The sequence below is a fragment of the Haladaptatus salinisoli genome (genome assembly GCF_020614375.1).
Lineage (GTDB): Archaea > Halobacteriota > Halobacteria > Halobacteriales > Haladaptataceae > Haladaptatus > Haladaptatus salinisoli.
In genome coordinates, this window is the sequence record NZ_CP085327.1 from 396,647 (window position 1) to 416,503 (window position 19,857).

The following is a 19,857-nucleotide window of genomic DNA, read 5'->3' on the forward strand; positions in this document are numbered from 1 at the left end:
GGTTCGAGGCGGATTTCGGAACGGGGTTGTCCCGATTACCGCGGCGAAACGTCACCTGATTCGTCCCCGTTCATCCTCCCGCGCCGCGAACGATGAACTCCGTTTATTGGCGTGCCCGAAGTGGCCTCCGTGGTATGAGGAACGACAGAACGACCGACGGCCGAACGCGTCACCGAAACCAGACTCGAAGCGACCGAACCCGCCGCCGGGGTCAGACACGGAGGCGATTTCTCGCGCTCACCGGGGGTGCGCTCGTCGGAGTCACCGCGGGTTCCGCGGTTTCGAGCGCCCAGCAGACGCCACAACCCGCGGAATCGTTCCGCCTCGGCGGGGAAGTACAGGCGTGGCAGGGGCGCGCACCGCAGTCCATCTCCGGGCAGGAGAACCCGACGCTCCAGCTCCAGACGGGGCAGGTGTACGAGGTGACGTGGGAGAACCTGGACGGCCAGCCGCACAACTTCGCGCTACAGAACTCCGACGGACAGAACCTCGCCGTCATCTTCCCGGACGTCCAGACGAACACCGGCGGCGGAGGCGGTGGCGGCGGTGGCGGAGGCGGCGGAGGCGGCGGACAGGTACAGCCGCCGCAGGACGCCATCGAGGTGACGGAAACCGTCTCCCAGCAGGGTGCGACCCAGACGCTCCGATTCGTCGCCACGCAGGACGTCGCGCGGTACATCTGCGTCGTCCACCCGACGACGATGGTCGGACAGGTGAACCAGCAGGGCGGTGGCGGAGGCGGGTAACCAAGGCGGCGGCCAGTGAGGCGGTTCGCTCGAAAGAGGGGGCGCTAATCGGACGTTTCCGTCTCCTCCCGCGTTCGACCCTCGACCGTGACGCGAGCGATGCGATTGTCATCCACTCGGTCGACGTGCAGGCTGTAACCGTCTACCTCCACGCTATCGCCGACTTCCGGGGCGCGACCCAACCGGCTCAACACGAGGCCGCCGATGGTCTCGAAATCCTCGCTCCGGAAGTCGGCGCCGAGCACCTCGTTGACCGTTTGGATGGCGACGCGACCGTCCATGGTGTACGCACCGCCGTCGAGCTTCTCGATGGACGGCTCTTGCTCTTCGGCGTCGAATTCGTCGCGGATATCGCCGACGATCTCCTCCACGATATCTTCGACGGTCACGATTCCCTCGAACGCGCCCCACTCGTCGATGACCACGGCCATCTGTATCTCCCGGTCTTGGAACTCGGCGAGGAGGTCGTCGATGCGCCTGTCCTCGGGAATGACGAGTATTTCGCGCGCGATGTCGTGGGCGGTGGACGCGCTCTCGCCGGACTCGGTGACGCGGAGCACGTCCTTGACGTGGACGAACCCCGTCGGCTGTTCTCCCGTTTCGCCGTCGAGCACGAGGTACCGGGTGTGGCTGCCCTCGGCGGCGACCGACCGAAGCGTTTCGAGGGGCATCGACGCCGAGACGGTTTCCACGTCCGGCCGCGGTACCATGATTTCGCGGGCGACCGTGTCGCCGAACTCGAAGACGCTCTCTATCATCTCCGCCTCCTCGGTGTCGATGTGGCCCTGTTCCTGCGACTTCGAGAGAACCATCCGCACGTCCTCCTCGGTGTGCACTTCCTCGGTCTCGGCCGCCGGCGAGACGCCGACGAGACGGGTGAAGAAGTTGGCGGTCCCGTTGAACACGATGATGCCGGGGACGAAGGCGTAGTAGAAGAACTTCATCGGCGGGGCGACCACGAGCGCGATTCGCTCGGCCTCTTGGATGGCGAACGTCTTCGGCGCGAGTTCGCCGAAGACGACGTGGAGGAACGTGATGAACCCGAATCCCAGCGCGACGGCCGCCACGTGGATGGCGCTCGCCGGGAGGAACGACCCGAGAACCGGTTCGATGAGCGCCGCGACGGCCGGCTCTCCGATCCAACCCAGTCCGAGGGAAGAGAGGGTGATGCCGAGCTGACAGACAGCGAGGTAGTCGTCCAAGTTCCGCGTCGCCTCCTCGACCAGTTTCGCGGAGCGCCTCCCCTCGTCGACGAGGGCGCGGACCCTCGTCGGGCGTATTCGCACGAAGGCGAACTCCGCGGCCACGAAGAGCCCGTTCATGAACACCAAGAAGAACGCGACGAGAAGCTGAAAGAGAGAGACGGCGAGGTCTACCATCGTTTCGGTAACCGTGAGTCGTCCTTACCCGACGCGCCGTCGGGCGGAGCGCCGGCGTTCGGCGGTTCGGGCGTGGGATGGTCGTGAAGAACGTTCGGTCCGAGGTCGAGGGAGCCGCGCGCGTCGGTGACGGTACGGAGATCGCCGTCCGGTTCGGCGGAGCTGAGCATACCTAATCGTAGTTCGTCACGTACCAAAACGGTAGCGACGAACGACGTCGAACGCGGCCGACTCGACGGTTCGTTCCGGCGTCGGTTCCGCGACGCAGGCCGGAGAAGTTCGGCGAGACCGAGGGCTCAGCCGAGCATCCGCGGTCGCTTGAAGTACTGCTTGATACCGTCCGCGGCCCTGTAGGCCAGCGCGCCGACCGTCCCGGTGGGGTTGTAGCCGCTGTTGTGCGGGAACGCCGACGCCCCCGGAACGAAGAGGTTCTCCGCGTCCCAGCACTGGAGGTAGGAGTTGACGACGGAGTCGTCCGAGTTCGCCCCCATGATGGCTCCGCCCGTGTTGTGCGTGGACTGGTACGGGCGGATGTCGTAGTGGCCGTTCTCGCCGATGACGCTCGTTCCGACGCCCATCTTCGTCGGGTTCATCGCCTCGACGATTTCGGCGCAGCGCCGCCCTTCGAACTCGGCGAGTTTGCGGTCTTGCTCGGTCCAGTCGAACGTCATCCGGAGCAGGGGGTCGCCCCACTCGTCGGTGTAGGTCGGGTCCAAGTCGAGGTAGTTCGTCCGGTGGGGGAGGACGGCCCCTTGCGCCGAGATGTTGACGGTGCTGTTGTGGTACTTGACGCTGGCGCGCTTGAACGCGGCCCCCCACTCTTTGTCCACGCCGGGCGGCGCGTCGTTGTTCGCGATGGGTCGTTTTCCGGTCTGGCTGATGGCGATGTTGCCGCCGTGCAGGAAGTCGAGGTCGGTGTGGTCGAAGTTGTCGCCGTTCCAGTCGTCCACCGCCGCCCCGAGCGCGCCCGCCCCCATGTAGAGGTTCCACTCCTCGTCGTCGAAGAAGCCCGCCGCGCTGCCGCCGAAGTTCTGGTAACAGTAGTTCTTCCCGACGACGCCCTCGCCCGTCTCCGGGTCGTACGGTTCGCCGATGTCCGAGAGCAAGAGCAGTTTGACGTTCCACAGGCCGTAGGCGGTGAGCGCGACGACCTCGGCCGGTTGGACGTACACCGTGTTGTCGACGGTGTCGACGTACTTCACGCCGGTCACGCGCCCCTCCTTCTCGTCGTAGACGAGGCGGCGCGCGTCGCACTGCGTTCGCAGTTCGAAGTTCCCGGTCTCCTGCGCGACCGGCAGCACGGTGACCGTCGGGTCGGCTTTCGCGCCCCACTCGCAGCCGAACCGTTCGCAGTAGCCGCAGTACTGGCACGGTCCGCGGGCGACGCCGTCGGGATTGGTGTAAGCCTCCGAGAGGTTCGCCGAGGGTGCCATGAACGGGTGGAGGCCGACGCTGGACGAGGCTTCCATGAACCGGCCCAGCACCGGCGAAGTAATCATCGGTTGCGTCGGGAAGTCCTCGTTTCGCGGCCCCTCGAACGGATTACCCTCGTCTTGAATCTCGCCGTTCAGGTTGCCCGCCGCGCCGGAGATGCCGGTCATCTTCTCGAACTCGAGGTAGTACGGTCTGAGTTCCTCGTAGGTGATGCCCCAGTCCTGTAGTTGCATCTCCTCGGGGATCTTCCCCGGGCCGTACCGGTCGAGCGTCTCGGAGCGAATCTGGAAGTCGTAGGGGAGGAATCGCCACGTCTGTCCGTTCCAGTGGACGCCCGCGCCGCCGACGCCCTTGCCGGGGAGGAACGACCCGAGTTGTCGCATCGGTAGCGCGCGCTGGTTCGGGTTGTTCCGGAACGTGAGCGTTCCCTTCGAGAGGTCCTGCATCATCTCGTAGCGCAGAGCGTAACGCAGTTCGTTGTGCATCGTGAGGTAGTCCTCCGGGCCGCGCTCTTGGCCGCGTTCGATGCCGACGACCTGCTTGCCGTCTTCGGCGAGTTCCTTGGCGATGATACCGCCCGTCCACCCGACGCCGACGCAGACCACGTCGACGGGGTCCAACACTTCAGGCATCGGCGTCACCCCCTTCGTCCTCTCCGCTTTCGTGGGAGTGGTGTCCGCCGCTCCCGTTCTCGTCGTTCCGACCGTCCCTCTTCAGTTCGTAGCGCGAACCGTGGTCGTGGTTGTGGACCGCGCCCTGCGACCCCGACGAGCCGGACGACCCCGCGCCGGTCTCGATGCCGACGGACTCCACGTCGTCCGCGACGCTTCGCGGCGGAATCCGGATGAATCCCTCCCTGCCGATTAACTGCTTGTAGCTCCCGAGCGCCCCCGGCGACCCGGGGAATTGCTTCATCCGCCACCCCTGCATGCCGCGATTGCCGTCGTAGGCCGGGTCGCAGTACGCGCCCTCGAAGACGTTCGTGCGAAAGAGCGTGAAGAACTCCGACGGCTTGACCGACCGGAAGGTGTCCACCTCGTCGTTTTCGAGCGCTTCGAGCACCGCGACCTGCTGGTCGGCCGAAAGGTCGACGAAGCTGCTACCGTAGCGGTTGTTCGTGTACTCCTCGATCCACCCTAGCGCCAAATCGTAGGCCTCCCGCGGGACGAGGTTCGACTGCCACCCCTGGTTCGGAATCGCACCCTCGAATTGGTTGATGAACGGCCCTTTCATGTACCAGTTCGCCCCCTCTCCCCACCCGTTGGACAGTCCGGCGAGTTGGCGGTCGATGAAGTAGACGACGCCGAGTTCGACCGCGCCCGGGCCGAACTCGTCGGATGGAAACACGCGGGCGGCCATCGCCTGCACCGTGCGCGCTTGGTCGATATCGAGTTCGACGAGCGCGTCCTCGTCTATCCCCGCGTCCCCCTCCGGCGCGTCCTGTTGCGTCCGGCCGCGGGCGACGTCCGCCGCTTGCCCCGCGAGCAGCATCGCGCCCCCCGCGAACCCGGACTGTTCGAGGAATCCGCGCCGAGTGAAGTCGAATCGTGTCTCTGGTTGCTCTTCTGACATCGTATCCCGGTGGTTCGACCAGTGCCACCGAATAGTAACTATCGACCGTTATGGACAGTTCACGGAGTATTCCGACGTTTGCCGCGGTATCCGAGGCGGTAATCGTTCGTGTCACCGGCGAACGACGCGAACGGTCTGGTCGGTTTAACGCGCAGACCGAAGTACGCCAAGTGTGATGCAGACGTATCATATCACCGTCGTTTTGATGACGCTCGCGCTCGCCGCCGGTCCCGCGGTCGGAGGTGTCGCGGTCGGGGACGCTGCGGTAGCGGACGGCGTTCCGGGACGGGAGTTGACCGACCAGCGACCCGGCGTCGACCAGCAATTCGGTGCCGTCGAGCAACGGAACGACGCGCAGGGAACGCAGCAGAACAACGCTACCTTCGAACCGGTGCAGATAGAGGGGGAGACGGTCTCGGTGGCCGGCGTTCCGCTCCGGGTCGAACAGGGACTGTTGACGCTCCGAAACGGGACGCTGTCGCTGTTCGTGAAGCGCGGCGCGGTGGTCGCGGGGGACGCGTCGGCGGCGGTGACGAACGCGCGGTTCGCGGTGGGTGACGACGTGACGCCCGCCGAGGCGCGGCAGGTTCGGCGGGGAATCGAACGCGGAAATCCCGCCGTTTTCCCGCCGGAGGGCGTCACCCACGCCCGGTTCGCGCTCGGTCTCGTCGCGGTCGAAGCGAACGGAATCGTCTTCCGCGATACGAACGTCAATACGAGCGTCGGGGAACCGCGCGTTCCCCCGGGCGGGGAACTCGCCGGCCCGCGAGAGGGGTCCTTCGAGGTGACGAACATCAGCGCGCCGGAGAACGTCTCGGTCGGCCAGTCGTTCGAAGTCTCGGCGCAGGTTCGAAATCCGGGCGACAGGGCCGGAGCGGAGGTGGTGCAGTACCGATTCGGCGGGGTTGTCGTTCAGAGTCGGCCGGTGACGCTGGGGCCGGGCGAATCGGAGACGGTGACCTTCGAGATCAGTTCGGGCCAGATCGCGGGCGAACCGGGAACCTACGACCACGGCGTGTACGCCTTCGCCAGCAATCAAACGGCGCAAATCACGCTCACCGGCGGGCAGAACCAGAGCGCTCGGTCGTGACGACGGATTCCCGACGCCGTCGGCCATCAGTTCGTGAGAGATTCCTCCCCGCCAGAGCTAACACGCCTCCCGCCGAGCGACCGATATGAACGCGACGACGGGGTTCGTCACGCAGGTGGGGATGGCCTACGAGGAGGCGTTCGAAGTCGCGGGCGACCTCGGTTTCGACTACGTCGAACTGATGATGGACGGGCCGACCGAACGCCGGCACCTCGACCCGGGCGCGGTGCGAGCGCGGGCCGACGAGTGCGACATCGACCTCGCGGTCCACCTCCCGTTCGCCCTCGACGTCGGGACGCCGTTCGAGCACGTTCGGAACGGGGCCGTCCGGGAGTTGCGGGCGGCCATCGAGACTGCGAGCGAGTTCGGGGCGACGAAGGGGGTCGTCCACGCCAGTTCGAGCGCGTGGAAACCGGCGTGGAACGCCGAGGTGATCCGGTCGAACGTGATCGATTCGGTGGCGACCCTCGACGAGTTCGCCCGCGAGCGCGAATTCGAAATCTGCGTCGAGAACATCCCCGGCGGCTGGTTCTCCATTCAGGACTTCGACCGCATCTTCGAGGAGACGGACGCCTCGATGACCCTCGACACCGGTCACGCGAGGATGGACGGACTGGACTCGGAGGGCATCGCCGCGTTCGTCGGCGAGCGCGGCGACCGAATCTCGCACTTCCACCTGAACGACACGCGACTGGCGGAGGACGAACACCTCCCGTTCGGGGCGGGAACCCTCGACTTCGGTGCGATACTCGGCGCACTGCCCGACGGTTGGGAGGGAACCCTCTCGCTGGAGGTGTTCACGCTCGATTACGGCTACATCGAGACCAGTAAGGAGTACTTGGACGAGTTGCTGTGAGTCGCGGCAGCCCGACACGTCGAAATGACAGCATTTTTCGCTCGTCGACACCCCTCTGCGAGAAAGATGGTTCGTGAGGATATCTACCGGGGGGCGCTCGTCGGGTTGCTCTCCCTGATTTCGTTGCAGTTAGTGGTCGTTATTCAACTGCTGAGCGACGAGTTCGACGCGGCGGAGATATTCGAGGTTTTGGGGTTCGTCGCGACGTACGTCCCCGTGCTCGTCGCGGTGATTCTGCTCGCGTACTGGTACGGTGCGGTGAAGGGTTCGAGAGCGAGCGCCTCGCCCGACGAACGACGGTGAGTCCGACGGGGTTCGAGCGGTCGAACGGGCTCCTGGGGCGGTGCCGCCGGTAGAAAGCCCGAGTGACGTCATCCGAGGACGGGTGAGCAAATCCTTTGGCGCTGGCTCGCCCACGCGAAACCATGACGGAAAACTCGCCGACGCCGCGGATCCTCGTCTCGGGCGAGACGCTGGTGGACTTCCTGCCGGAGCGACCCGGCCCGCTCTCCGACGTCTCGGGCTTCGAGCGCAGGGCGGGCGGCGCGCCCGCGAACGTCGCGGTGGCGCTCTCGCGGTTGGACGAGACGCCCTGGTTCTGGACGCGAATCGCCCGCGACCCCTTCGGCGACTTCCTCGCCGACGCGCTCGCCGACCGCCTGCCCGACCGATTCGTCGAGCGCGACCCGGACGCGAAGACGACGCTGGCGTTCGTGACCCACGACGAGTCGGGCGACCGGGCGTTCTCGTTCTACCGCGACGGGACGGCGGACACCCGGCTTCGACCCGGCGGCGTGCCGGACGACGCGCTCGCCGAACTGGAGTGGGTGTACGTCGGCGGCGTGATGCTGGCGGCCGACCCCGCGCGCTCCGCCACGCTCGACCTCGCGGAGCGCGCGAGCGAAGCCGACTGCACCGTGATATTCGACCCGAACGCCCGACCGGAACTCTGGCCCGAAGGGGGGTTCGCCGAGGCCGTCCGCGAGATGCTGCCCTTCGCCGACGTCGTGAAGGCGACGCCCGAAGACCTCGGGATGGCCGGCTTCGACCCCCGCGAACTCGCCGATTCCGCCGACCTCGCCGCGGCGGCCAACCCGCCCGACGCCGGCGACCCCGCCGCCCTCGCGGCCGACGTCTGCGAGGAGGGTCCCCACACCGTCCTGCTCACGCTCGGCGGCGCGGGCGCGTACGCGCGCTCGACCGCCGACGCTCCGTGGGGTGCCGGGTCGACCGGACACGGGGGGTACGACGTTTCGGTCGCGGACACCACGGGCGCGGGCGACGCCTTCACCGCGGGCGCGCTCGCCGCGCTGGCCGGCGGCGAACCGCTCGACGAGGCGCTCGCGTTCGCCAACGCGGTCGCCGCCCTGACGACGACCGAACCGGGCGCGATGACGGCGCTCCCGACGCGCGACGCGGTCGCCGAGCTACGAGATTCGTAGCTTCGGTGACGCGATTCGTAACGCCACTCTTAAGCCGTCTACGAGGAATCCGAAAACAAACCGTGGCTGAGAACGCATGACCGACACGACAGGCGATACGACGACTGATACGATAGAGCCGGAAGGCCCCGCGAGCCTCGAAGAGGCGTCGTTCGTGGAGTACGGCATCGAAGACAAACCGCCGCTGCTGGAGGCGATATTCCTCGGCTTCCAGCACTACCTGACGATGATCGGCGCGAACATCGCCGTCCCGCTGGCGCTGGCCAGCGCGATGAACATGCCGACGGGGCAGACGGCCCAGTTCGTCGGCACCTTCTTCGTCGTCTCCGGGGTCGCGACGCTCGCCCAGACGACGTTCGGCAACCGCTACCCCATCGTGCAGGGGGCGACCTTCTCGATGCTCGCGCCCGCGCTGGCCATCATCGCCGTCATCGGGGCGGGGTGGCGAACGACGCTCCTCGAACTGCAGGGGGCCGTCATCGCGGCCTGCGCCGTCGAAGTGGTCGTCGGCTACCTCGGCCTCATGGGGCGGCTGAAGAAGTACCTCTCGCCGGTCGTCATCGCGCCGACCATCGCGCTCATCGGACTGTCGCTGTTCGGCGTCCCCCAGATAACCGACGTGAACGCCGGCGTCGCCGGAGCGCAGCAGGACTGGTGGCTCCTCGGTCTCACCCTCGGCCTCATCGTCCTCTTCTCGCAGTACCTGAACGATCGCCGCGCGTTCCGGCTGTTCCCCGTCCTGCTCGGCGTCGTCTCGGCGTGGTTCATCGCGTTCGTGCTGTCGTGGACGGGGTTCTACGCCCCGAGCGCGCCGGGCTACGTGAACTACGGGCAGGTCGTGCGGGCCGATCTCATCCAGCCCGTGATGCCGCTCCAGTGGGGGATACCCCAGTTTACGCTCCCGTACATCATCGGGATGTTCGCGGGCGTCGTCGCTTCGATGGTCGAGAGCTTCGGCGACTACCACGCCGTCGCGCGCCTCTCCGGCGTCGGCGCGCCGAGCAGGAGGCGAATCGACCACGGGATCGGGATGGAGGGCCTCGCCAGCGTCTTCGCCGGAATCATGGGCACCGGCAACGGTTCGACCTCCTACTCCGAGAACATCGGGGCCATCGGCCTGACGGGCGTCGCCTCGCGCTACGTCGTCCAGATCGGCGCGGTCGTCATGCTAGTCGTCGGCTTCGTCGGCTACTTCGGCCAGCTCGTGGCGACCATCCCGGCACCAATCGTCGGCGGGCTGTTCATCGCCATGTTCGGGCAGATAGCCGCGGTCGGCCTGTCGAACCTGAAGTACGTCGATATGGACTCCTCGCGCAACCTCTTCATCGTCGGTCTCGCCCTGTTCGCCGGCCTCGCAATCCCCGCCTACATCGGCCAAATCGGCGTCGGCGTGGAGCAGAGCGGTGCCGAGGTGTTCCAGGCGGGCTTGAGGGGGGTCGCCGTGGTCGGTCCGGTGCTCGGCACCGACCTCGTCGCCAACACCCTCTACGTCATCCTCGGAACCGGCATGGCGGTCGGCGGCATCGTCGCGTTCGTCCTCGATAACACGGTCGAAGGGACTCGAGAAGAGCGCGGCCTCGAAGCGTGGGAGGCCATCACCGAGGACGAAGGCGAGTTCCGGAGCGCCTTCGAACGATTCGGTTCCGAGCGCGGCACCGACTCCTCGCGGGCCGACTGACGCGTTCGAACGGGTCGGACTTCGCGGCGCGGAAGGGGGTTTCGACGACGGTCGGCGCGCTCGCTCCGAAGTGTCACCGGCTGCGTCGCGGTGTCGATCGTCCTAAACCACCCACAACCTTTTGTTCTCTCCTGTCGTGCGTAGCGATAGCACATCGCACTTTAGATTCCAATGACGGTAGATGACTCGGAGACCACGACGGAATCGTCCACTGACGAGTCGACCACCGACGACCGGCCCGCCGAGAGCGACCGGTCGGAGATCGAATCGCTTCGGGACGAACTCGAAGCGACGAAAGAACGACTCCGCGACGCCGAGAAGAACCTGCGGTGGATGGCACAACAGCAGGCCACGGAGACCGGAAAGAGCGTCTGCCCGCAGTGCAACTCCGGGGGGGCGCTAACGGTCGAGCGAACCGCGACGGGGAAGAAGAAAGTCGAGTGTCGAAAGTGCGGGGAGCGACTCGTTTAACGGACGACCACCCGGCGCGTCCGCGGCCCGTCGCACTCCACGAACAGTATCGACTGCCACGTTCCGAGTCGGAGTTCGCCGTCCTCGACTGGAATCGTAGCGTGCTCGCCGAGCACCGTCGCCCGGAGGTGCGCGTCCGCGTTGTCGTCCGTTCGGTCGTGTCGGTAGTCGTCGCTCTCCGGAATCAGACGCGACAGCGCGGTTTCGAGGTCGGCGAGCAGGCGCGGTTCGTCCTCGTTGACGACCACCTCCGCGGTCGTGTGCGGCACGAAGACGGTGCAAGTGCCGGCGTCGGCGGAGTCGGCGACGCACTCCGCCACGCGGTCGGTGATGTTCACGACGTCCACGCGCTCCTCGGTTCTCACTTCGAATTCCATCGTCCCCGACTTCGACTCGCGGGGTCTAAATCCCCGGTCGGAAATGAAACTATCGTGAAAGAACAGCAGACCGTCGCGCGGTTCCTCGCCGAACACGAACTGGACGCGCCGCCCGCCTACCGACTGCTCGACCTCGCGTCGGAAGTCGGCGAACTGGCGAAAGACGCGAACGAATCGACCGCCTACGGTTCGAACCCCGGCGCGGTTTCGGTCGAGTCGGACGAACTGGGGGACGCGCTCTTCTCGCTCCTGTCGCTCGCCGAATCGCTGGACATCGACGCCGGTGCGGCCCTCGACGAGGCGCTGGCGAAGTACGAATCCCGAATCGAAGAACGGGGTGAGGTGGGTTCCCGTCCGACGGGGTGCTCCGAGCGACGCTGACCCGAACGCTCGCGGCCGTCTCCGCGACGGACGAACTGACGGCGTCGACTCCGGAAATTATCAAATTTGATAGCGATTGATCGAAAGAACTATCCATAGCTTGGCTATCCATTGCTATGAATGACAATTGATGTATCGAGGAGAGGATATTTACGCTTAGCCGGGGAGACGCTCCCGGCGGCCGGTGCCCTTTCCGGCTGCCTCGGCGGCAAGTTAGGTCGGTCGCCGATACGCTTCGGCGCGCTGATGCCGCTCTCGGCCTCGGGCTTTCTCGGAACCGTCGCGAAACACCACCGCCGCGCGGTCGAACGAGCGGTCGCCGACGTCAATCGCGCGGGCGGACCGCTCGGACGAACCGTCGAACTCGCGGTCGAGGACAGCGAACTCGACCCCAAAAAGGCGAAGAGAGCTTTCGACTCCTTCGTCGACGCGGGGGTCGTCGGATTCGTCGGGCCGGTCGTCAGCGACATCTCGCTCGCGCTCTCCGAGCGACTCGCACGCGAGGGCGTCATCGCGGTCAGCCCGTCCAGCACGCACCCGGCGCTCGCGTCGGCGGGCGCGGCGAACGGAACGAAGTTCTTCGCCCGCACCGCCGCGAACGACATTCAGCAGGCGCTCGTGATGGCTAAAATCCTCAACAGCGACCGCTACGCGAGCGCCGACGAGGTCGCCATCGTCCACGTGAACAACCGCTTCGGAGCGGGACTCGCCGAGACCATCGGAGCCGAGGTCTCGGGCGACGTCGTCGCCACGGTTCCGTTCCCGCCGGGGCGCGAGACGTACGCCAGGCAGGTCGCGGAAGTTCAACGCTCGGAAGCGGACGCGGTCGCGTTCGCCAGCGAACCCGGTAACACGAAGGTGCTCGAACTGCTGGCCGACGGATCGTACGACGGCGAGTACGTTTTGAGCGCGGGTCTCCTTCCGAGCGAGATTCCGACGCACATGGAGGGGATGTACAGCGCGTCCGTGGCGTCCGAGAGCACGACCGGCGCGATGGAACTCCGGCAGAAGCTGCGCGACATCGCCCCGCTCGCCCCGTACACTCGACACGCGTACGACGCGCTGTTCCTGCTCGCGCTCGCGACGGAGCAAGCCGGCGAGGCCGACGCGAGCGCTATCAGCGAGAACCTCGTATCCGTCTCCGGCGGCCGCGGACAGACCGTTTCGGTCGGGGATTTCGACCGCGCGGCGACCCTCCTGAACGCGAATCGAGCGGTGAACTACCAGGGAGCGTCGAGTTCCGTCGACCTGAACGCGAACCTCGAACCGCTCAACGCCTACGTCATCGAGCGAGTCGAGAACGGAGCGGCCGACGAACTCGAACTGCTACAGACCTCCTTTTTCGAGGGGAGGGAGGAACGATGACCGACGACTCCCGCGGCCGAACGCTCGCGGGGCGATTCGAACGACTGCTGCCCACCCGCATCAGGCGAAGTTACGCGGCGAAGTTCGGGGTCATCCTGTTCTCGATCCTGCTCCTCATCGCCGCCATCGGCTTCTACATCCACTTCGACACGAAGCGACTCGTCCAGGGGGAGACGCGCTCGGAGATAAACAACGCCGCGAAGGGCGAGGCCGAAGCGCTCCACGACTGGGTCGCGAAGAAGCGGTCGACCACTCGCTTCCTCGCCGAATCGCTCTCGGGGAACCGGTCGAACGCGGAACGACAGGCGCTCGTCGAGCGAAAACTCATCGCCCTGCCGAACGACGTGCAGGCCGTCCACTACGTGGACAGAAAGAGCGGAACGGTGCTCGCCAGCACGACCGACGAACTCGTCGGGAAGACGCCGAAAGCGATCGACGCGGCGTGGTCGAACGGATCGATATCGTTCGCCGACGACGACGCCGTCCGGGTCACGTCGCCGTACGAAACGGGCGGCGAGCCGGTCACCGCGTTCGTCGCGCCGACCTCGAACCCGGATCGGATGGTGGTCATGACCGCCTCGCTCGCCGAACGCTCTCACGCGCTCTCGGCGCCGATAGCGACCGGCGATATCACGGTGGTCGACGGGAAGGGGACGGTGCTCCTCGACAACCGGAACACCCGCGTACTGGACTCGTACGCGGGCGAGTCGTCGATCATCGAGGACGGTCTCGCCGGGAACAGCGGCATCCGGCGAGTGTCCGGCGCGAACGACGAATCTTCGGTCATGGCGTACACGCCGGTCGTCGGAACGGACTGGGTGCTCTTGTATCAGGTGCCCGTGGACTCGGCGTTCGCGCTCCAGACCCACGTCACCCGGAACATCGGGCTGCTCGTCCTGATGGCCGTGCTCGCGCTCGTGGTCGTCGGTCTCTCCATCGGTCGCGGAACCGCTCGTTCCCTGTCCGATGTTTCGGAGACGGCGGACGGGATCGCGTCCGGGGAACTCGCGGTCGACCTGCCGGCGACGACCCGCGAGGACGAGATGGGGCGGCTGTTCGACTCGTTCGAATCGATGCACGAGTACCTGAACACGGTCGCCGACCAGGCCGACGCCCTCGCCCGAAAGGAGTTCGACGCGCCGGCGTTCGACGAATCCGTTCCGGGCGAGTTCGGCGAGACGCTGGAACGGATGCGCGACGATCTCCGAACGATGGTCGCAGACATCGAACGAGCGCGCGCCGAAGCCGAGACCGCGCAAGCCGAAGCGGAGTCGGCGCAGGCGGAGGCCGAGGAACTCAACGCGGCGCTCCGGCGCAAGTCGACCGAGTTCGGCGCAGTGATGGGACGGGCCGCCGACGGCGACCTCACCCAGCGGATGTCCACGGAAAGCCCGACGGAGTCGATGACCGAAATCGCCCGGGAGTTCAACGCGATGATGGCGGAACTCGAATCGACGATACGCGACGTCCACGAGTTCGCCGAAACCGTCGCCGCGGCGAGTCAGGAGGTCACCGCGAGCACGCACGAGATAGAACGGGCGAGCGAACAGGTGACGGAATCGACGCAGGTGATGTCGTCGGGGACGGTCGAGCAGTCGGAGCGACTCGAGCGCACCGCCGGAGAGATGAGCGAACTGTCGGCGACCATCGAGGAGATAGCCGCCTCCGCGGATCAGGTGACCGCGACCGCCCGACACACGGAAACGCTCGGAGAGGACGGTCGCGCCGCCGCGCAGGCGGCCATCGAGGAGATGACCGCTATCGAATCCGGCGCCGACGCGACGGTCGAACAGATGGAGGAACTGGAGTCGGAGATCGCGCGCATCGGCGACGTGGTCGAACTCATCCGCTCCATCGCCGACCAGACGAACATGCTGGCGTTGAACGCGAATATCGAAGCCGCGAGCGCCGACGGCTCAACCGAAGGCTTCGAAGTCGTCGCCAACGAGGTCAAGGAACTCGCCAACGAGACGAAGGAGGCGGTCGGCGATATCGAACGCCGCATCGACACCGTCCGGGAGCACGCGGAACTGACCGCCGACGACATCCGGACGACGCGCGACGCCATCGCCGACGGTACCGAAACGGTTCACGAGGCCCAGGAGTCGCTTCGGGAGATCGTGAACAACGTCGAGGAGACGAGCGTCGGCGTCAGCGAGATAAACGACGTGACCGACGACCAAGCCGCGACCACGGAGGAAGTGGTCGCCGCGGTGGACGAGGTGACGCGGATCAGCGAGGAGACCGCCGCGGAGGCGGAGGACGTGGCGGCCGCGACGGAAGAACAGACCGCCTCGCTCGGCGAGGTCTCCCGAAGCGCGGAGTCGCTCTCGCGACAGGCGGAATCGCTCGCCGCCACGGTCGATAGCTTCCGCGTCGGCCCACGCGCCGATTCCGACGGCGAGGCGTAATCGCCGGATCGCCGCCCACAAACGAAGACGGCACCGCCACCGATTTACCGCCTCGGTGAGAGGTACTCCCATGCACGAGCGAGCGCGAGAGTTCGGCGAGCGCGCCGATACGGAGTACGGCTTCGACATCGACGTTCACGAATTCCCGGAGGGAACGAAGACCGCCGCGGACGCCGCGAACGCCATCAGTTGCGACGTGGCGCAGATAGCGAGCAGTCTCGTCTTCCGCGCCGGCGACGACCTCGTGGTCGTCGTGACCAGCGGGGCGAACCGGGTGAGCGAGGCGAAACTGGCCGACGTCGAAGGCGTCCCGAAGGGCGAGGTCGAGATGGCCGACGCCGCCGAGATTCGGAACACCGTGGGCTGGTCCATCGGCGGCGTGCCGCCCTTCTGTCACGACGCCGAACTTCCCGTCTACCTGGACGAGACGCTGACGGAGTTCGAGACGGTGTGGGCCGCGGCGGGAACGCCGAAGGCCGTCTTTCCGATTTCGCCGGGAAAACTGCGGGAGTTCTCGGGTGCGACCGTCGTCGCCGTGAGCGAGTGACCGAAACGCCGATTTTCGCTCCCTTCCAACCGTCCGCCATGGCGCTCCTCGAAACGACGCTGTCGATGGTCGTCGACACGACCCTCGGAAGTTGGCTCGGGAGTATGGTATTTTTCTCGTTCATCGCCGCGCCGACGACGTTCGACGTACTCGGTGACGACGCCGGACGGGTGGTCAACGCCATCTTCCCGAAATACTACGCCTTCGGTCAGATTCTCGGGTTTACGGCGTTCACCGCCGTCCTCGTCGCGGGAAGCGAAGGAATGCTCGGTTCGACGCTGTCGCTTTCGATCCAAGTGCTGCTACTGGTCGCGCTCTCCGCGACCATCTACTCCCGAGCAGTGCTCGTCCCGAGGATGAAGGAGGCGGGCGACGACGGCTTCGCACGATATCACGGACAGTCGGTGCTGTTGAACGGCGTCGCCATGCTCGCAGTTGCGGGCGGACTGGTTCTCTCTCACCTGTGACGGGAACCTACACCCTGCTGGTCGAACTCGTCTCCGCCGCCGAAATCGAGTTCGGCGCGAAAGGGACGAGGGACCTCGATTCCGGCTGGTACGCCTACACCGGCGGCGCCTTCGGTCGGGGCGGTTTCTCGCGCGTCGACCGCCACGCGCGAGTCGCGGCGGGGGAGAACGACGCCCGCCACTGGCACGTCGATTACCTGCTCGGCCACCCCGACGCCCGACTCGCGGACGACGTGCGAACCGCGGACGAAGACGTGGAGTGCGCGGTCGCCCGGAGACTCGGCGACGAACTCCGGTCGGTCTCGGGAATCGGGGCGTCCGACTGCGACTGCGGGACGCACCTCCACTTCGCGCCCGACCGAGACGCCCTCGAACGCGCGGTTCGACGGGCGCACGACCGCGGTGATTCTCGCGGGACGCGAAACGGGCACTACTTTTAATCCCGCGCTGACCGACTTCCGAACGATGGGTAACCGCGTACTCTCCGATCTCTTCGCGCCGTCGCGAGTCGCAGTCGTCGGAGCGACCGAGAGCGAAGGCTCCATCGGTCGCGCCATCGTGACGAACCTGCGCGACGACTTCGACGGCGAAACGGTGCCCGTGAACCCGAAATACGACGAGGTGTTCGGCTTGCGGTGCTACCCCGACCTCGGGTCCGCCCCGGACGTCGACCTCGCGGTGGTCGTCGTGCCGCCGCACGTCGCAGTCGACGTGGTGCGCGACGCGGGCGAGGCGGGCGTCCGGAACGTCGTCGTCGTCACCGCCGGGTTCGGCGAGACGGGACGCGAAGGGGCGGAGCGAGAGAAGGAACTGCAGGAAGTCGCGGCCGAGTACGACCTGAACCTCGTCGGTCCGAACAGCCTCGGGGTGATGAGCACGCCCGTCGACATGAACGCGACCTTCGGGCCGGACAACGCCCTGCCGGGGTCGATGTCGTTCATGAGCCAGTCGGGGGCGTTCATCACCGCGGTGCTCGACTGGGCCAACGACGAGGGGTTGGGGTTCAAGGACGTGGTGTCGCTCGGCAACAAGGCCGTGCTCGACGAGACGGACTTCGTCAGAGCGTGGGCCGACGACCCCGACACCGACGTCATCCTCGCCTACCTCGAAGGCGTCGAGGACGGCGAGGCGTTCATCTCGGCCGCCCGCGAGGCGACCGACGACACCCCCATCGTGATGGTGAAATCGGGGCGAACCGAGGCGGGTGCGCAGGCCGTCTCCTCCCACACCGGGACGCTGGCGGGTAGCGACCGCGCCTACGAGGCGGGTCTCCGGCAGGCGGGGGTTCTCCGCGTCGAGAACGTCCAAGAGCTGTTCGACTTCGCCCAGATTCTGGCGGGCCAACCCCTTCCAGAGCGGGACGACGTGGCCATCGTCACGAACGCGGGCGGACCGGGCGTGATGACCACCGACGCCGTGGGCGATTCGAACCTCTCGCTGGCGTCGTTCTCGGAGGAGACGCTCGACGCGCTCTCGGAGGCGATGCCGGAGGAGGCGAACATCTACAACCCCATCGACGCCATCGGAGACGCCGATATCGACCGGTTCCGCGAGGCCATCGACCTCGCGTTGGCCGACGAGAACGTCGGCGCGGCGGTGGTGCTCTCCGCCCCCACCGCGGTCATCGACTATCCCGCGCTCGCGGAGGAGATAGTCGAGCTACAGGCGAAACACGGTAAGCCCGTCGCGGCGACCCTGATGGGCGGAGAGCGCACCGAGAAGGCGAAGGACGTGCTGCGCGAGGGCGGCGTTCCGAACTACTTCGACCCGGCGCGCGCGGTGCGGAGCCTCGACGCGCTCGTCTCGTACCGCGACATCGGTCGGCGCGAGTACGAGGAGCCGACGACGTTCGACGTGGACGAGGAGCGCGCCGAGGAAATCCTCTCGCGGGCGAAAGACCGCGGCGACAACCGTCTCGGCGTGGAAGCGATGGGGCTCCTCGACGCGTACGGAATCCCGACGCCCGACGGAACCGTCGTCGACGCGCCGGAGGACGCCGTGGCGGCCGCGCAGAACATCGAGGGTGACGTGGTGATGAAGATAGTCAGCCCGGACATCCTGCACAAGTCCGACATCGGGGGGGTGCGAGTCGGCGTCTCGAACGAGGACGTGTACGACGCGTACGAGGACCTCGTGACGCGAGCGCGCAACTACCAGCCGGACGCGACCATCCTCGGCGTGCAGGTGCAGGCGATGGTCGACCTCGATTCGGGCACCGAGACCATCATCGGGATGAACCGCGACCCGCAGTTCGGGCCGCTCCTGTTATTCGGACTCGGCGGCATCTTCGTCGAGATTCTCGAGGACACCACCTTCCGCGTCGCGCCCGTGAGCGAGCGCGAGGCCCGCGAGATGATAGACGAAATCGAGGCCGCGCCGCTGCTCCGGGGCGCGAGGGGCCGCGACCCCGCCGACGTGGAGGGAGTGGTCGAGAGCATCCAGCGCCTCTCGCAGCTCGTCACCGACTTCCCCGCGATCCTCGAACTGGACGTGAACCCCCTCGTCGCCACGCCCGACGGCGTGCGCGCCATCGACATCAGACTGACCGTGGACACGGACGAACTATGAACACGATACTCGTCACCGCAACCGAAGAAAGCACAGGCAAGACCGCCGTCGCCCTCGCGCTGGCGCGGCTCGCACAGGAGCGCGGGCTGTCGGTGGGCTACATGAAACCGAAGGGAACCCGCCTCCAGAGCAACGTGGGGAAGACGCTGGACGAGGACCCCATGCTGGCCCGCGAACTGCTCGGATTGGACGCGGAGATGCACGAACTCGAACCCGTCGTCTACTCGCCGACCTTCATCGAGCAGGCCATCCGCGGTCGCGCCGAACCCGACGAACTCCGCGAGGAGGTTCGAACGAGCTTCGAGTCGCTGGCCGAGGACACCGACCTGATGGTCGTGGAGGGCGGCGGCAAACTCACGACGGGCGGCATCGTGAATCTCACCGACCCGGAGGTCGCCGACCTGCTGGACGCCGACGTGCTCCTCCTCTCGCACTACGAGCGGGGAAGCGACGTGGACGACCTGCTCGCCGCGACCGGGGACGTCGGCGACCGACTCGAAGGCGTCCTGTTCAACGCCGTGGCGAACGCGAACTTCGACGCGCTCGAGACCGACGTCGTTCCCTTCCTCGAAGGGCGCGACATCCCGGTTCTCGGCGTCCTCCCGCGCCAGAAGGACCTCGCGGGCGTCACGGTCGGCGACCTCGCGGAGGAACTCAGCGCCGACCTGCTGACCGGAGCCGACACCGACGCCTTCGTGGAGCGATTCGTCGTCGGCGCGATGAGCGGGGACAAGGCGCTGCGCCACCTCCGCCGGACGAAGGACGCCGCGCTCGTCACCGGGGGCGACCGCCCCGACCTGCACACCGTCGCGCTGGAAGCGCCCGGCGTGAAGTGCCTCGTGCTGACCGGCGGGTTCCGCCCCCCGGGGGCCGTCATCGGAAAGGCCGAGGAGAAGGGCGTCCCCATCCTGCTCGTGCAGGGGGACACCCTGACGACCGTCGAGCGCGCCGAGGACGTGATTCGCAGCGGTCGCACCCGAGACGAGGAGACCGTCGAACGGATGCGGGAGCTCCTGCACGACCACGCCGACGTGGACGCGCTGGTGGGCGAGTCGGGGACCGACGGGGAGTAG

The 19,857-nt window shown here is 66.8% G+C and carries 20 protein-coding genes; 15 read left to right on the forward strand and 5 right to left on the reverse strand.

Annotated features, from left to right (window positions below; genetic code table 11):
- Positions 1-134 precede the first annotated feature (134 nt).
- On the forward strand, positions 135-746 hold the full coding sequence (locus LIX00_RS02285; protein WP_227354565.1) for a hypothetical protein: 612 nt from the start codon (positions 135-137) through the stop codon (positions 744-746).
- Between the two features lie 44 nt (positions 747-790).
- On the opposite strand, the gene LIX00_RS02290 is transcribed toward LIX00_RS02285, so the two are convergent.
- From LIX00_RS02290 to LIX00_RS02305, 4 genes are all read right to left on the reverse strand, one after another.
- Complete coding sequence (locus tag LIX00_RS02290) at positions 791-2,125, reverse strand: hemolysin family protein (protein ID WP_227354566.1); 1,335 nt, start codon at positions 2,123-2,125, stop codon at positions 791-793.
- Positions 2,119-2,295 (reverse strand): hypothetical protein, encoded by a 177-nt coding sequence (locus tag LIX00_RS02295; RefSeq protein WP_227354567.1) that lies wholly within the window; start codon positions 2,293-2,295, stop codon positions 2,119-2,121. Before LIX00_RS02295 ends, LIX00_RS02290 begins: the two co-directional genes overlap by 7 nt.
- Positions 2,296-2,421: 126 nt before the next feature.
- The gene (locus LIX00_RS02300) at positions 2,422-4,191 is read right to left on the reverse strand and encodes a GMC family oxidoreductase (RefSeq protein WP_227354568.1); all 1,770 of its coding nucleotides are present in this window, start codon (positions 4,189-4,191) and stop codon (positions 2,422-2,424) included.
- Entirely contained in the window at positions 4,184-5,131 is a 948-nt protein-coding gene (locus LIX00_RS02305; RefSeq protein WP_227354569.1) for a gluconate 2-dehydrogenase subunit 3 family protein, read from the reverse strand. The genes LIX00_RS02300 and LIX00_RS02305 overlap by 8 nt, the downstream gene beginning before the upstream one ends.
- Positions 5,132-5,306: 175 nt before the next feature.
- Here LIX00_RS02305 and LIX00_RS02310 point away from each other — a divergent pair, with 175 nt between their 5' ends.
- The 6 genes from LIX00_RS02310 to LIX00_RS02335 all read left to right on the forward strand — a co-directional run bounded on the left by LIX00_RS02310 (position 5,307) and on the right by LIX00_RS02335 (position 10,668).
- Positions 5,307-6,221, forward strand: a complete 915-nt coding sequence (locus LIX00_RS02310; RefSeq protein ID WP_227354570.1) for a CARDB domain-containing protein — start codon at positions 5,307-5,309, stop codon at positions 6,219-6,221.
- 85 nt (positions 6,222-6,306) lie between these two features.
- A complete protein-coding gene (locus LIX00_RS02315) occupies positions 6,307-7,077 on the forward strand; it encodes a sugar phosphate isomerase/epimerase family protein (RefSeq protein ID WP_227354571.1) in 771 nt (256 codons plus the stop codon).
- A 66-nt stretch (positions 7,078-7,143) separates the two neighbouring features.
- Positions 7,144-7,380 carry a hypothetical protein gene (locus LIX00_RS02320; protein WP_227354572.1) on the forward strand — a complete coding sequence of 79 codons (237 nt, stop codon included), beginning with the start codon at positions 7,144-7,146 and terminating at the stop codon, positions 7,378-7,380.
- A 122-nt stretch (positions 7,381-7,502) separates the two neighbouring features.
- Positions 7,503-8,519, forward strand: a complete 1,017-nt coding sequence (locus LIX00_RS02325; protein WP_227354573.1) for a carbohydrate kinase family protein — start codon at positions 7,503-7,505, stop codon at positions 8,517-8,519.
- A gap of 76 nt (positions 8,520-8,595) precedes the next feature.
- Positions 8,596-10,197, forward strand: a complete 1,602-nt coding sequence (locus LIX00_RS02330; RefSeq protein ID WP_227354574.1) for a uracil-xanthine permease family protein — start codon at positions 8,596-8,598, stop codon at positions 10,195-10,197.
- Between the two features lie 171 nt (positions 10,198-10,368).
- A complete protein-coding gene (locus LIX00_RS02335; protein WP_227354575.1) occupies positions 10,369-10,668 on the forward strand; it encodes a hypothetical protein in 300 nt (99 codons plus the stop codon).
- On the opposite strand, the gene LIX00_RS02340 is transcribed toward LIX00_RS02335, so the two are convergent.
- The gene (locus LIX00_RS02340) at positions 10,665-11,045 is read right to left on the reverse strand and encodes a secondary thiamine-phosphate synthase enzyme YjbQ (protein ID WP_227354576.1); all 381 of its coding nucleotides are present in this window, start codon (positions 11,043-11,045) and stop codon (positions 10,665-10,667) included. The two genes, LIX00_RS02335 and LIX00_RS02340, sit on opposite strands and share 4 nt — an antisense overlap.
- A gap of 54 nt (positions 11,046-11,099) precedes the next feature.
- On the opposite strand from LIX00_RS02340, the gene LIX00_RS02345 reads away from it, so the two are divergent.
- The 8 genes from LIX00_RS02345 to LIX00_RS02380 all read left to right on the forward strand — a co-directional run bounded on the left by LIX00_RS02345 (position 11,100) and on the right by LIX00_RS02380 (position 19,857).
- The gene (locus tag LIX00_RS02345) at positions 11,100-11,426 is read left to right on the forward strand and encodes a MazG nucleotide pyrophosphohydrolase domain-containing protein (RefSeq protein ID WP_227354577.1); all 327 of its coding nucleotides are present in this window, start codon (positions 11,100-11,102) and stop codon (positions 11,424-11,426) included.
- Positions 11,427-11,546: 120 nt separating this feature from the next.
- Entirely contained in the window at positions 11,547-12,791 is a 1,245-nt protein-coding gene (locus LIX00_RS02350; protein WP_227354578.1) for an ABC transporter substrate-binding protein, read from the forward strand.
- Positions 12,788-15,202, forward strand: coding sequence for a methyl-accepting chemotaxis protein (locus tag LIX00_RS02355; protein WP_227354579.1), 2,415 nt, complete (start codon positions 12,788-12,790; stop codon positions 15,200-15,202). The genes LIX00_RS02350 and LIX00_RS02355 overlap by 4 nt, the downstream gene beginning before the upstream one ends.
- Positions 15,203-15,272: 70 nt before the next feature.
- Positions 15,273-15,749, forward strand: a complete 477-nt coding sequence (locus LIX00_RS02360) for a YbaK/EbsC family protein (RefSeq protein ID WP_227354580.1) — start codon at positions 15,273-15,275, stop codon at positions 15,747-15,749.
- A gap of 38 nt (positions 15,750-15,787) precedes the next feature.
- Positions 15,788-16,216 (forward strand): DUF4149 domain-containing protein, encoded by a 429-nt coding sequence (locus LIX00_RS02365; RefSeq protein WP_227354581.1) that lies wholly within the window; start codon positions 15,788-15,790, stop codon positions 16,214-16,216.
- Positions 16,213-16,656: a GIY-YIG nuclease family protein gene (locus tag LIX00_RS02370; RefSeq protein ID WP_227354582.1), complete on the forward strand. Its 444-nt coding sequence runs from the start codon at positions 16,213-16,215 to the stop codon at positions 16,654-16,656. Before LIX00_RS02365 ends, LIX00_RS02370 begins: the two co-directional genes overlap by 4 nt.
- Before the next feature lie 25 nt (positions 16,657-16,681).
- The gene (locus LIX00_RS02375; RefSeq protein ID WP_227354583.1) at positions 16,682-18,784 is read left to right on the forward strand and encodes an acetate--CoA ligase family protein; all 2,103 of its coding nucleotides are present in this window, start codon (positions 16,682-16,684) and stop codon (positions 18,782-18,784) included.
- Positions 18,781-19,857, forward strand: a complete 1,077-nt coding sequence (locus tag LIX00_RS02380) for a phosphotransacetylase family protein (protein WP_227354584.1) — start codon at positions 18,781-18,783, stop codon at positions 19,855-19,857. The genes LIX00_RS02375 and LIX00_RS02380 overlap by 4 nt, the downstream gene beginning before the upstream one ends.